5 protein-coding genes and 5 pseudogenes are annotated in these 14353 nt (G+C 57.0%); 4 read left to right on the forward strand and 6 right to left on the reverse strand.

The window, feature by feature from the left end:
- Nucleotides 1–1039: 1039 nt before the first annotated feature.
- Nucleotides 1040–2371 (reverse strand): dimethylsulfonioproprionate lyase DddP, encoded by a 1332-nt coding sequence (gene dddP / locus AC0L2K_RS34190; RefSeq protein WP_473533561.1) that lies wholly within the window; start codon nucleotides 2369–2371, stop codon nucleotides 1040–1042.
- Between the two features lie 570 nt (nucleotides 2372–2941).
- On the opposite strand from dddP, the pseudogene AC0L2K_RS34195 reads away from it, so the two are divergent.
- A pseudogene (locus AC0L2K_RS34195) lies at nucleotides 2942–3117 on the forward strand (IS256 family transposase); the annotation flags it as partial.
- A 243-nt stretch (nucleotides 3118–3360) separates the two neighbouring features.
- On the opposite strand, the pseudogene AC0L2K_RS34200 reads toward AC0L2K_RS34195, so the two are convergent.
- Nucleotides 3361–4235, reverse strand: a pseudogene (locus AC0L2K_RS34200) (IS1380 family transposase); the annotation flags it as partial.
- A gap of 124 nt (nucleotides 4236–4359) precedes the next feature.
- Nucleotides 4360–5673: a CapA family protein gene (locus AC0L2K_RS34205; RefSeq protein WP_473533562.1), complete on the reverse strand. Its 1314-nt coding sequence runs from the start codon at nucleotides 5671–5673 to the stop codon at nucleotides 4360–4362.
- A gap of 1031 nt (nucleotides 5674–6704) precedes the next feature.
- On the opposite strand from AC0L2K_RS34205, the gene AC0L2K_RS34210 reads away from it, so the two are divergent.
- Both AC0L2K_RS34210 and AC0L2K_RS34215 read left to right on the forward strand, forming a co-directional pair.
- Complete coding sequence (locus tag AC0L2K_RS34210; RefSeq protein ID WP_473533563.1) at nucleotides 6705–7064, forward strand: transposase; 360 nt, start codon at nucleotides 6705–6707, stop codon at nucleotides 7062–7064.
- Nucleotides 7065–8558: 1494 nt separating this feature from the next.
- On the forward strand, nucleotides 8559–9554 hold the full coding sequence (locus tag AC0L2K_RS34215; RefSeq protein ID WP_473533564.1) for a D-alanine--D-alanine ligase family protein: 996 nt from the start codon (nucleotides 8559–8561) through the stop codon (nucleotides 9552–9554).
- A 630-nt stretch (nucleotides 9555–10184) separates the two neighbouring features.
- Here AC0L2K_RS34215 and AC0L2K_RS34220 read toward each other — a convergent pair.
- Nucleotides 10185–10936: pseudogene (locus AC0L2K_RS34220) on the reverse strand (IS110 family RNA-guided transposase); the annotation flags it as partial.
- A gap of 228 nt (nucleotides 10937–11164) precedes the next feature.
- Between AC0L2K_RS34220 and AC0L2K_RS34225 the strand changes: the two are divergent.
- Nucleotides 11165–11871 (forward strand): annotated as a pseudogene (locus AC0L2K_RS34225) (IS110 family RNA-guided transposase); the annotation flags it as partial.
- 257 nt (nucleotides 11872–12128) lie between these two features.
- Here AC0L2K_RS34225 and AC0L2K_RS34230 read toward each other — a convergent pair.
- Together AC0L2K_RS34230 and AC0L2K_RS34235 are read right to left on the reverse strand one after the other, a co-directional pair.
- Nucleotides 12129–12422: pseudogene (locus AC0L2K_RS34230) on the reverse strand (transposase); the annotation flags it as partial.
- Between the two features lie 300 nt (nucleotides 12423–12722).
- Nucleotides 12723–14006 carry an ATP-grasp domain-containing protein gene (locus AC0L2K_RS34235; protein ID WP_473533565.1) on the reverse strand — a complete coding sequence of 428 codons (1284 nt, stop codon included), beginning with the start codon at nucleotides 14004–14006 and terminating at the stop codon, nucleotides 12723–12725.
- Nucleotides 14007–14353 lie beyond the last annotated feature (347 nt).

Here is a 14353-nt window from a genome sequence, read left to right on the forward strand (position 1 = left end):
CCCATCCATGCCGGCCTCCTGACCCAGCCAGCAGGTTGAATCAGATTTGCTCGCCTTCGGGAATCCCCTTCGATTCAGACTCAATTCATCCCGCTCTAGTCTAGCAGACAAGGCGCGGAAGGCGCGAACATCGGGCTAGCGTCTCGCCACCTCCTGATGTTTGTGGCGATCTACATCGACCACATTCTCAAATCTCGACAGGAGCAGCCGCCCTCAATTTGGCTCGGGCGAGACCCCATTCACCCCATCTGTTGAAGAAGTCGACTTGCGGGCGATGAAGTCGGCTTCATCACCGTTATGGAAGCAGATTTGGCCCATGACGGAGCCATCTGGTTGGATGTCGGCCCAGCCGGCGCCTTGGGCTTCGTCGAATTCGTCGTCACCTTGCCAGGAGAAGACGACGTGATTGCGCTCGGCCCCCGAAGATCTGCCCGGTGACGCAGCCGAAGGCGAATTCGTGGGGCGCGAACGAGGGCCGGCCCGAGCCCAAGCGGACAAGCACCGCAAGATCGCCATCCATCATGCAAGAGCCGCGTTCACGATCTCCCGTATGACGAAGCGGAAAGATCGCTACGAACCGCCTCAACATCCATATAGGGAAACAGCGAACCCGCCGGTTCGTTCAATCCGCGCGGCCACAGTCCCCAAATCATCGGGGAGCAGTGAATCACGCTCCAACAACCGCGCCAGCACTTCTTCAACAACCTGCTAGGTCTTCGCAACTGCCCGCAGCTTTTCCTCTTGGCGTTAGTTGCGCCGCTGGTGGGAACCTGTGAATACATCGTGCCGGCGCACTGCCTTCAAATCGATCTGTGGCACACCGAGCAACAACACCGCTGGGCCGCACTCTCAAATCCACCGTCAGGAAGCGGCCGAGTTCGCCACCACCTTCAATCCGCGCCGTTCCTTGCGCTCCCTATGACAAGGCTCCGCGCCGCGACTGTTGCTTCACCCGCCCAGCAGGACACAAATCACGTCGAAATCAGACCTGATATGATACCAAGGGCCAACATTCACATGTTCAGTTACAATCCATAAGCTAGCCCATCAAAACCGTGTCAAAAGGACATTTTGTGAGATTTTCGAGACCACTTTCAGTGACCAGCAGCTGCTCCTCCAGTTTCACGCCTTGACACCCCCCAACAGCGCCGATGTACGCCTCCACGCACAAAGTCATCCCGGGTTCGAGTACATAGTCGAATGCTCCAGAAATGAAGTCTTCCGGGTAGAGGATCGCAGGATACTCGTCGCAAAGGCCAATACCGTGCATCATCACGCCGTAGCGCTGCTCGACGAATTCCGCAGGAAGCTTATGGCTGCGTTCCGTAAGTTCGGTGAAAGACACCCCAGGCTTCAGCATCGCCATGTTAGTCATCACATGTTCATACGCAATCGCGTGCAGCCTTCGCTGTTCATCGGTTGGCCGGCCGTCGCCACAATACCAGGTCCGGGAGAAATCGGCACACATACCATAAGGCCCTATCATATCGGTGTCGAAGGCGACAAGGTCTCCCGATACAATCCGACGTGGCCCGGCCTCCTGCATCCACGGATTCGTACGGGGACCGGAGGTTAGGATGCGGGTTTCAATCCATTCGCCGCCGCGTGCGATGTTCTCGGCATGAAGGACGGACCACAATTCGGTCTCGGCGATCCCTGGCTGCAGACGGTCCCGCATCTTGGCGACTGCAATTTCGCATGTTGCAATAGAACAGCGCATCGCATTAATTTCGTCAATTTCTTTGATCACCCTGGCATGTTCCATAAGCTGCATCCCGTTGCAGACGTCAATGCCGAGGGCATCTAGGGCGCGTAGACCTGGAATCTCAATCTTATCGATGGCGAGACGCCGATTCTTGCCTCCAGATCGACGCAGCAGTTCATCGACCTGCCCGGCAAATTCCTTTGCGATTGCCTCTACTTCGTCGCCGGCAACGAAGTAGTAAAATCCAGCACCGCCATCGCGAATTTCATTGATCAACGGGAGGTAGGTTGACAGATGGCTGCAACGGTGAAAGTCCCAAAGAACGACGTACCCATCCGCTGATACGAACACGGCACGCGAGGGATTGTGCATAATCCAGATGTGCATGTTTGATGAGTCTGTGGCATATCGGATGTTTAGTGGGTCGAAGCAGAGGACACCCGCATAGTCCCGCTGGTGCAGTTGTTGGACGATTCGATCCAGGCGTCTCTTGCGCATCCGCTGCAGATTGGGCGGAGTAAGCCCCAGCGCTGCCCACTCGGAGAAGGCGACATCCGTCGGTCCAATCTCCACTCGATCGTTGTAATCGATGCTACCATCGGGCTTCAGCGCAGTTGGACCTCGCGCAGGATCAATTTTCGGGTTCACGATCGAAAACGACGACATGACAAGCGTTCCTAGGTTGGTGAGCTCGAGGTCTAGGCCAAGAGTTCTGGGTTGACGCGGGAAAAAATCACCCGCAAAAGTCGTGCCCCACTGAACTGTTGAAACAGGGAGACGGTGATATGGTCCCCGTGTTCTTCGCGCACTTGCGTCGACTTAGGTCGCCGGGACGGGCAGGCTTTGCGATTTGGCCATTCACCACGGCACTGAGCCGGGCGACCGGTGGGGTTCCCGGCCGCCGTCAGCGGTGCGCCTGAGGGACAAGAATCTCCGCCAGTCGTGCACCGTGCGAAGCTTGTTTGAATGCTACATTGGATCGATCACTTCGCCTCTCACGCCAATGAGTCGCCCAGAACGTCGAACGGTTGCTGAGTAATGAAGCTAGTTGAAAGCAGTTGCAAGTTGATATGCGTGAAATTACTGTTTCCTTGTTTAGTCAGTGATATAGATCTGTGAAGAATTGAAGATGATTCGGACATAGAAAGGATACGAGTGTGATCACTGCGTTCCTCTTCGGCCGAAGCGCGTGCCGCCCTACGCTGGTGGCATACCGGCGCGGCGGAAACGACCCGGATGTTCGATCTCCTGCGCGAGATGATCGGCTTTGCCGCCGAGCGGCTGATGGAACTGCAGGTGGGCGGCCATCGGCGCCGGCGATGGCGAGAAGACCTTGCTGCGGCTGGCTCACCGGCAACGGTATCGGATCGGGATTCGAACTGCGCGTTCCCAAGCTCAGGAAGAGGTCCTACCAAATTGCCGGATACAATATGGGTTTTGAACGCATGAAAACCGGCATCGGTCAGCGTCTGTCGAAATTCCTCCGCCGCGCCTAGTGCATCACGTCCGTTAGTCCGGATATCTCACACTGTATTCCGGCGAGGATGTGTTGCCGGGCTTTTGCATGGGGGTGAGTGCAGGCAAGAGCAATCGCCACGCGGGTTGTTATGGTTGGGTGCTCGTTACTGTTGACGGGTTGGGTGGAGGCGGGGCGCTTAAGCGGCTGCCGATAACGTGGCGTATGTGAGAGCCGATTGCGCTGGAACGGGCAGGCGGAGTTCATGGCCAGCTTGATGCGGCGCACCGAGATGCTGACGAGGGCGCCCATCACTTGAACAGCTTGAGGCGGGCGCAGCTTGCCCGGGCGAGGCGGGTATCGGCTAAGCCGATGCGGCGCAGTGCGCAGATCAACACATAGGCCATTGACGCGAACCAGAACCTGAGGTGCTTGGCGTACATGGTGGCCGCCGAGGTGCGGTCGGCGAACAGGTCGAGCTGGCATTCCTTGATGCGGTTCTCCATCTCGCCGCGGGCACAGTAGAGCTCCTCATAGAGGCTCCGTGCCGGCCAGACCTTGGCGTCGAGCGAGGTGGCGAGGAAGCGCGGATTGGCCTCGCCTTGCCGTCCACTCCGGCTTGGCCACGACCGGGCGCCGGCGGTTCCAACTTCTGCGGGTTGTCACAGGTCTGCTCCAGCTCGGCCGCAATGTGCCGGACCAGCCGGACATTGCGAGCAACCCGAACAGATCGGAGACGCGTTGGTCTCGCACCAAGCATCAGGTCTTCACGGGCTAAGCCGGAATGGGCGCGCAGCACGATGCGGGCCCAGCGGCCGCGCAGTGGCACACCATGCGCTCGATCTCCACGATTGAGCCGGCGGCGGCGTCAATGGTGGCAGGCCGCACCTTGGCGCATAACTAGTGATTGCCGCGGAAGACGTAGAGCGGCAGAAGCAGTAGAGGCCGTAATAGCCATGGAAGAACCGTCCCTCCTGATTGCCGTGCAGGAGTTGTCGGTGGCGTCCAGATCGAGCACTACTTCTTCGGGCGGCCCGCGTGCGCACCAAGGAACAACTCGACCAACAGCGCTTCCTTACAGCTTAATGAGGATCTTCGAATGACGAAATAAGGGATGATGATGACGCAACATGCGGTCCATAGGAAAGAGCCGGCTAGCGGTGAGCTTTGGGGGTTGTGCGACATAACGACGTAACGTCTAAGATGGTATATGGTATTTAGAAGTCAGGCTACAGGCCTCCGCATTCATGTCTAGTTTGGTCCCAAACGGCCGGGAGAGGGCTGCGAACCGTTCGAGGATGACCGATGCCTCTTCACCTGAAGCTAGCCTCGGCCTGCCCCGGCGATGAAAGCCTTCGCCGAGACCCAGTGAGACTGGGTGAACAGTCAAAGAGACGAGTTCATGGTCTTGAAATTCGCAGATTGGCAATACCGTCTGCCAATATCGATGATGTGCAGGAAATCCGATACGGTCGCTATCGGTGCGTTTTTGATAAAGCGCTCCGGGCGTAAGAGCTTCTTCTACTCGGAAGAAATCGTATGAATCTGCCGGCAGGCGCTGTACCAACTCATTTTGGCCGATAAAATTTCCAAGGCTGTAGAATATCGGTTTCGTCTTGTAGAAAGCAAGGCCTCTCAAAATGTGTGGTCCATGACCCACAATTAGATCGGCTCCGGCATCTATACATGCGTACGCAAATTCTGAAACAAATTCAGCAGGCTCATCTTCCGTCCTTCCCTGCTCATGCGCATGTATGCTAACCAATGTTATGTCAGACATACGTCGCGCTTCTTCGACCCATCGCAAGATTTCGACAAGGTCCTGCTTGTTCGGCTTTTGGACATGCCTGGGCTGAGAACCTGCCCGGAAGTTCATCCCATTCAATGGAAAGGTGTCAGTTGGCGCCTCAAAGGCAAAACCGAGGTCGATGTCAAGGCGCCGAAGTTGCTCGATCCCCAAATCAAGAGCGACGCTCTTTATTTGGTCGAGCTGCTCTTGCGAGACTTCATATATGCTCTCCACGCGAAGCGGATTCAGACCAGGCCTGCCTTGCATTGCCCTCGTCTGCCTACTCGCCTGCTGCCCTCTGGCGAAAGTCGAGGCACACGCAACCATTCCTATCGTTGCTGATGGCGTTGTGAGATAGGAAACCTGTCTAGCGTCCTCAAGATTCCGACCGCAACCGGCGTGACAAAGATGTCGGCGATCTAGCTCCTCAAGGGCATATTCGAGGCCGGAAATGCTATAGTCCATGCTGTGATTGGTCGACGTGGCGAACATGTCAAAGCCGGCCTCCATTAATTCGTCAAGGATCCAGGCCGGTGCGCCGAAATGTGATCCTCCGCTGTCAAACGCAGGGTCACCACGATAATCATTGGGCAGGACTTCGAGATTGGTGAAGGCAGCATCGGCGTCACGAACCAAATCGAACAACGGAATAAGATCTGGGTCGCTCCTACTGTTTAATCGCCTTTGGATGATGCTGTCGCCTGTGAGGGCTAATCTTGTCATTCGGCAGTGGTCCTTTTGGTCTAGTAGATACAAAGCTCTGTTATTGTCCGGCTCCGGAAGCGAATTGCCAAGTTCCCGTAGCAACTGCTGTTTCAGGCGATGACCGCGATCGTGAAAGCAGGCACTGCGATCTGGCCTGCTAGTCGTCAGAGCAACATGCTAGAATACCCGTTTTCAAATTTCCGGTGTACCTCGGTTGAGGCCAAACACCCACCGTTGGGGGAAGTCAGGGGTGAGCCGTTCAGCCGGAATACCGGCTCATCGGCCACTTGCTTGATCTGGCAATGGGAAAGAGCGCCGGGAACCTCGATCGCATCTGCAGGCGCTCGCATCCCATATCGTATTCTAACCCAGTTTCGCCACCGAGTGGTCAGTAGCTTCATCACAATCCCCTTTTCTCTTCTGCGCTGACCTTCACGGGCACCCAGCAGACACGATAGTGTGCGTCCTCATCGGCCACGTATCTGTGCCGGTATAAGGACCCGCTCATTCTGGTTGCGCGTGGCTTGCTGCAGTGCCGTCTGCTGATCGGGAGTATTCATGGGTGTTCCTCTATTTGGGGATGGATGATAACCTTCGGCGGCGCCGCCGTCCGCACATGCTGCCCAGTCGCAAACGAGGTATCAAGACTCGTGCCAACTGGTCGGAAGTGGCGATGGATACATCTTTTGTGGCAGTTTTCAGCTGTTTGGCTGAAGCAAATGAGTAATGCTGATCGCATGGCCCGACGAAGTCGACACAATGTCGATTTGGCTTCGCTGGAGACTGCTCTCCGTTCACCTGGCCGAGAGCCACAACCGCCGGACGCCAATCGAGTAGGCTGAACAAGCGGGTTGACTATTCATCGTCCACGCCAGCGAGCGGCGGTATGCGTCCGCTATGGACGACTCCTTTGGTTCCGCAACCACAAGCGGGCTCTGCGCGAGCGCTTTTTCGCTCCGGCTTCGCTTACCTATGACACCGTCTGTCAAATCTACTTTGAACGGCGTCGACGGCGTTGATTACTTCCGCTGGCCAACGAAATGGTTTGGATGCGTGGTCGTGGTGAAGGATCAAAGTCTTTTAGCTATGTTCCGTTAGAGAAGCGCATTTCTTTGGGTCTTCCTTTGCGGGCTATCCAGCGATCATGCGATGAAGTGCTTGGTCGTTTGGATGGCGGTTTCGAGGCGCTCTATTCGGGCAGGCGACGGCTGTCGATCCCCGGAGATGTTACTACAGGCAACCCTGCTGCAAGCGTTTTTTCGGTTCTTTCGGAACGGCAACTGCTGGAGCAGATTGATTACAATCTGCTGTTTAGCTGGTCGTGGACCTGCCGCTTGATGCGCCGGCATGGCAATGCGACGGTTTTCCCACAATCGCGAGCGGCTGTTTCAAGCCGTTGTCGCGCGTGAGTTTTTGGCGAACTGATTGGGGGCTCAAGCGGGTGAGTAAGCTTCTGTCGTCGAGCGAGCATTTTTCTCGGGACGATACGCTGAACAATGCCAGGGCTCGATGAAGAGCTTCCACCCGAAGGACGGTTCGGGCGATCTCGACGCCCCAAGGCGCAATGATGAGCGCAACTTGCGAGACCGGCCATCCTAGCCGCCTGTGCGTCATGGGCCATGTGCGGATGGACAACCGCTGCGGGCTGGCGGTCGATAACGTTGACGCACTCCACCGGCAAGGAAGAGCGGGAAGCGACGCTTGGCGTGTTCGACCGGCGGCAAAGCAAACATCGCATCAGCCCCGCGCGCGGATAAGTTGTATGACGTCATGGTTTCGTTGGCGACCTGCGCTGGCGCCGAGTCACCCCGCACATAGCCATCCAGCGCAACGGTCTCAAGCAGGTCAAGATGCGCAACACCGCTATCGGCGACCGCACAAAACGCCAACCTCTCCTTCGCGCAGATCTATGTATTTGCCGGCCCACAATGCCCGCTTCGCCACGCCGGCCGCGGTCGAGGACAGCGCCTTTGCCGTCGCAGCCCCGGAACAGTTGGCCGAGGTCCTGTTGCATCGAGGAAAAGCGCGTTGTTACCCGCGCCAACACGATCGCATTCGCGCGGCTACGATTGCAACTGCCGCAGAGTCCGATCCGGCATCACTGCGTCAAAGCTACGGTTAAGATGAGGCACTACCCGGATGACACGCTCGCGTTCTTTTACGGCGCCCGCCCATTGCTCAATGGATCCCCGATGGCACCAAAATCTAAGAGCCCTGCCACAGGGCAAGCCGCGTGAACCACTCCCACGCAAAACTGAAGCGGACAATTATGTGCTACCAAACCTGACAACTTGAAAAGCTCCGACACTCAATCTCCTCTCACCACGAAGATTGAACCGGTCTGTCAGCACTACTGGATCCGGGATCGATCTTTCCCACATTATCCAACATCGACGCGCTCCTTCCAAATCGCAATCTTCGAAATTTCGTGAAGATGTCTCGCATCGTATCGCCAAGACACTTCATATAACTTCACAGAACCTTTGCGCCCGCAGATCACTAACAATGGTACGTTTCACCACAAAGCTGAGATCAGAGAACCCAGCTCGGGCCCGTGCAGCAGCAACGCGGGCGCAGGCAATGACAAGAAGAGCGTCGATCCCGCTGAAGACCTGCCAAGGGTGTGAGGGTCTTCCATGTCTTCAGGCGTCGGGCCCTCATCTAAATACTCGTCGGCAGATCCGGCGCAGTAGGACTAAAGGAGTGTTCCGGTGCAGGGCGGATTCACAGAGTCAGAGTCGAATCTCGCCGTTCAGACTAGTGGCCCCGAAGAGCCGAGCGATACGCTTGCGCAGGGGAGCAACCTGCCGGTGGTTCGCCAAACCGCGCCGACGGCGCGGGGTGCGCCTGGTCAATCTGTCATGGAACGAAGTGAAAGCAGACAAAACATCCAGGAGAGTTTCATGAAGGTAGCCGTCGTGTGGAGCCATGATCAAGCGGGCGTGATTAACCGGTTCGGTCAAGTTGGCCCCGTGGATAACGATCGCGAAACAGTCGAAAGTATGGTGGCGGCGCTGCAAGAACGCGGCCACGAGACGCTGCTGTGCAACGGTGATAAAGGACTGATCCCAACACTTGAGCGATTCATGCCCCCCAATCCGCAAGGCCGCCCCTCTGGGATGGTGTTCAACTGGGCGGGAGGAATTCAGGGCGAGTGCCGTTTCAGCCACGTTCCGGCCATGCTCGAGATGGCGGGCGTTCCGTACACCGGATCGAGTCCCCTAGGGCATGCGCTGGCGCTCGACAAGGTGATCACCAAGAGGGTCATTCGCGGGCTTGGAGTGCCGACGCCGAACTTTCGGGTGATGCGTCGCGGGACCGAGAGTACGGGCGACCTACGATTCCCAGTGGTGGTGAAGCCGCGTCACGAATCCAACAGCTTGGGATTGCGACTCGTACATGAGCCTGCACGATTAAGGTCGGCTGTAGAAATGATCGTCACGCAGTATGCGCAAGATGCGCTCGTGGAGGAATATATTGAGGGGCGGGAAGTTTATGTCGCGCTTCTGGGAAACCAAGAGCCGGAGGTGTTGCCTATGGTGGAACGTGACTTCGGTGAACGCGAAACGCGTCTTTATACTTTCGAACAGAAGACCATGGCGGTCGCGGCGCCAGGGACGGCTTGCCCGGCGCAACTCGGGAGCGAGCTGGAGGCGGTGATGCGCGATGTTTCGATTGCGACCTTCCGTGCGTGCCATTGCCAGGATTACGCGCGTATTGACCTCCGGATAGACGGCTCCGGCCAGCCGTTTGTCCTTGAGATAAACTCCATGCCGGCGTTGGATAGCGGCGCGGCTTATCTCCGCGCTGCAACGACAGCCGGATACAGCTTCTCGAGCTTAGTCAATCGAATCCTCGATGTTGCCCACATACGCTATTTCGGAACCGGTGCCCCCTAGGTCGGTTTTCGTACTGAATTGCCGCGGGAGATGATCCGGCCCGGGAGCTGACGAACAGAAGCCGAATATGAGGCATCCCTGGTCCGATGAGCGGCAGCGAGCCGCTAACTCAATATTCATCAGGGGTCAGGGGCTGTAGATGCGGGGTATGTGCGTCAAGTTCTTGTGCGGATGCCAGCCGTTTTGCAAGGAAGAACCTGAAGCATTGGACATGTGATCGAGTGCGGTCATGTGTCAGGCCTTGATTTGCGGCCGTCCCATATGCCGCGGGCCGGTATGGTGATGCGCGGATCAGGTCCAAATCAGCAAAGCGAGCTTGCGTGGGCTCTCACCTTGGCTCTGGTTTTCCTGACCCCGATCTGATCGATTATTTGCCCATGCAGTTCATGCCTTCCTCACATCCCGACGTCCCGGTCTCAGGTGGGTTGTTGCAAATCACGCAGGCACCGTCGCCGGATCCCGGTAGTCCTCCTGTTTCGTCAGCATGGCCCAGATGTCACGCGCCATCTTGTTGGCCAGCGCGATTGCCACCAGCATGCGCGGTTTCTTCAACATCAAGCGGGCAAGCCAGGAACCGTCGGGCGTGCGCCTCCGAGATGCCCATCAAACCACCCATCTTCGATGCCTTCCTAGTCGTTGCTTGCCGCCGCTCGACTTCTGCCGAGGGACCAGCCCGAGCCAGGCGGCGAAATCGCGACCGCACTCGAAGGCCTCCATCGGCGGCGCAAAGGTTTCAATGGATAGGGGCGACACCGGGCATGGTTTGCAAGCGCCGAGATGTTGCAGCCTGCTTGGACAGCGTGTGCCGCGAGCCGGCTGCTCAACTGGTCGATCTGGTCAAGGAGAGCGCTGCAGATGTCGCGGACCAAATCCGGCAGTTCTGCGCTATCGTCCTCCACGATTTCTGCCAGACGTGGCAGGTGGCCGATGCCTGCGGAGCAACATAACCGAACTCATAGAGGTGCGCGCGCAGCGCAACACCAATTCACTGATTCACAAACTGCTCTCTGACGCGAAACACGATAGCCCGGGACTGCTGCTCCTTGGTCTTCGTTCGACAAAGCGCATTGTCGGTTGTTGCGCTGCTTCGACGATCGCCTCCGCATCTGCGACGTCGTTCTTCTGCCGCTTGATGAACGGTTTGACATAGCCCGGGGCAATCAGTCTTGGCTCATGGCCAAGCCGAGCCATCTGACGGGCCCAGTGTGGGAGCTGTCGCACGCTTCCATCGCCACGACACATGCCGGTTGACTCGCCATGAACTTGCAAAACTGCAGGCGCAACAGCTTTCTGCTGAACACGAGAGAGCCGTCTTCTGCCGCTCCGTGCAGCTGAAAGACGTTCTTTGCAAGGTCGACCCCGATGATGGTAACCATTTCCATGGATTGTCTGCCTCTCCTTTGCGTGGCGCTAACACCACAAACTTGGCACATTGCGATGCCGTCGGAGAAAGCTGGCATCCACATGGGGTAATCGCGGGAGCGACGCACCCTCGGAAACCAATCATAGCTTTGGAGGGTGGCTGTTCCCCGATAAGATGAAAGTACGGGCTCACGACTCGTCGCCGGGCCCAAGCATCGAATGGAGCCATGGAAGAATATATCGGTCTCGACGTGTCGATGTTCCGTGAGGCGCGGGTGAAAGGATTCGACAGCATGCTGACCCGCACGCTCGTGGCGGGACGCACGCGGCTGGTTCGGATCACCACCGAACTTTCTAGCCAGATTCGTGGAATCATGAAAACGTTCGGCCTGCTCGTTCCTGCAGGTAAGGGGACCACGTTCAAGAAGAACGTTCGGCGCCTTCTTATCGAGGAACTTGCTCCTATCGTGCTGCCGATTTTGGAGGCCTGGCGCGGCATTCGCATCCGTGCCGCCGAGCTTGGGCGTCAGCTCGTCGCGGATGCACGTCAGAGCCAAGCATGCTGCATACTCATGTCGATTCCTGGCATCGGCGCTATCACCGCAACCTCGTTCGCCACTGCCCATTGAAGATCCGGGCAACTTCAAGAATCCCGATCTGATGGCGCCTGGATAGGCCTGACGACGCGCCGCTACCAATCCGGAGAAGTCGACTATGATGGCCATATATCCCGACGCGGCGACCGCCATTTGCGAGGGCTTCTCTATGAAGCAGCGTCGGTCATTCTGACGCGTAGCTCAACCGAGAGCACTCTGCGCACATGGGGACTTCAACTGCGGGAGAGGATCGGCTTCAAAAGAGCTGCTGTGGCAGTGGCGCGCAAACTGGCGGTGATAATGCACACGATGCTAAAACCGGTGAGCTCTTTAATCCGAATGCGGGAGCCACAGCGTAAAACCGGATAGCGTTCAGACTCTGAACGCCTGAGGCGTCCCTGCCGGGACGTGAGCCGAGCCATTCCGCTGATGGGGTTGCACCGCTGTCTCAGCAAAATGCGTCGTCCACATTGAGGGCTCGCTCCCGCGAAGCTCCATCATGCGGCGACCAATGTCGACCGCGAAGACAACCATGGACCGGCAGCGTACTTCAGGCTTGACGCCCCAACTGCGATTAGACAACCCCATCAGCAAAATGGGGGCGGTATGAAGCTGGTCAGGCGGCTTGGCGCAACGCGAGCTTCTTGTGCTCGCGCAGGTCGTCCATGTTGATGTAGCGGTTGGCCTCCATCCAGTTTTCGTTGGTTTCGACGGCCAGCGCCTGACGAGGTGCAGGCAGCTTTCGGCGTTTGGGAAGATACGCACGACATAGGTGCGCCTGATTTCCTCGTTGAGGAGCTCGAGCATGTTCATGCGTCTTCAGATGCTTGTCGGCGCGCGGCAGGCAAAAGAAGTCCAGCGTGTGCTGTATGGCTTGCTCCGCCCATGTCGTCAGCCGCGGATAAGACCAAAGGTCGTCGTCCGGCGCGCAGAGCGATGCCGGACCGGACGATTAGACTAGGCGGCGCCCAGTAGTCCTGAAGGTATGGCACCCGAGGTGCTACGGCAGGGCCTGTCCGCGCTGCCAAATGCCGGCGGTGACCAACGGCCCGCCGCAGCATTACCAAGATCCATCAGGCGGAGGTCTCGCTCGAGCGGAATAGCCCGTGGTGGATGCTTTGTTTTCGATCGCACTGAGCTGCAACAACGGAAAACGGGCGACCTGTATGGCATGCTCTCAGTCGTGCAAGTGTTCGGCGACAATCACGGCCTACCTGTCGCCACCTGAGTCGGTGCGGGGGGAGGTAAGGGCCACCAATCCTTCCTGTTGAAGACTAGGCGGAGGTGGTGTGATTGACCATTCGATCAGGTCAACCGCATCCTGAAGTATCGTGCGGGTCTCATCAAGGCTGGCTGAAACGGCGATGATGTGCCCGATACAGTCTCCGATGTCCCCTTTCCTGACGATCGGTGTCTTCGGTTGAACATAAAATTTGACCTCAGCGATACCCGGTAGAGCAGCCGCCTGACTATCGCCACGGATCCAATCGAGGATGCCATCGCTATCAGCAGCCAAGTACCGCGTGGCCGCAACACGCGAATGCTTTTTGCGCAGATTCCATTTGTTGCCGATGACGAGCTTGATGTGCTCGGTGATGAGATCGACACCGTAAGCCAACTGAACCAGTTGAGGAGTAGGCGTACCGGCAAGACGCGGATTGACTTCAATGACGACTGGGCCACGCTCCGTCCACACGATTTCGATGTTTGTTGGTCCCCAGCCAAGGCCGAGAGCTCGTAGGCAACTCAGCGAAATATTGACGATGCGCTCATGTTCTTCACTGCTCAGGAGTGGCGAGTAGGTACATTCACGACACACAAAATGCGGTGGGTGGCCGAAATCAGCGGTGGCAATCCCAATGACCTCATTTCCCATTGTCTCAACGCTATAATGGGAGCCTTGTGCGAATTCTTCGACCAGTATCCTCGGCGAGGACCGCCACACATGTTTGCCGCTCAGCAAATAGGTCGAATGCTCGGCCAATTCATCGGCGTTGTCGCACAAGCGGACACCGCGGCTGCCGCTGCCCGCGGCTGGCTTGAGAATGACGGGCAGACCGATCTCTGCGGCAGCGCTTTCTATGTCCGTCGCATTCGCGGCCAAACGATAAACAGGTACCGCAACACCGGCCTTGGCGAGGAGTAGACGTTGAGTGAATTTGTCGCAGCACTGCTCTATCGATGTAGGGTTCGGTCCTGGTAAGTCGAAATGCCGGCAGAGCTTGCCAACTGTCGCATAGACCGCATCCAAGGCTCCCGTAATGCCTCCAATTTCATAGTTCGCATGTAACTTGGAACATTCGCGGATCAGTGCATCGAGATTGTCTGTGTCGACACGGACGACCTCAATCCCTTCCGCGGCAAGATAGTCGTATCGAGCAGGGTCGGCTGAAAGGGTAATTGGATGAAGCCCGAGACGTTGCGCCGCTTGGACGTATAAAAGGCCATTTCCCCTCGGATGGCCTTCAACCATGATGAACGCTTTTCGTGCCATTGCTATTGCCTCCGACCTTATTTGCTGTGTGGTGATTGAGCGAAATAAGCCTGCTTCTTACGTGCTGAAGCTCAGATTTCGTTCGATATCCAATTCCGAACAGCATATCATTGTCGCGATCTCGTTTTGCAAAGAGTATGCAAATTTTCGTCAAAAGGTTCCACGAGCTGATTACAATTCCGTAATGGCGGCGTCATGAATATTTGACTTTCCGAGATCAGGAAATGACTGAAGAAAGACGGCAGATCTGACGGCCTGGTCCAATTCTAGAGAGCCTTTCGCATTTAGGTTGACTTGTAGCCTGCGTTTTCGATGTAGTTTCGGCATTCCAGTGGGGTGACGGCATT

Source organism: Mesorhizobium sp. WSM4817 (assembly GCF_055811135.1).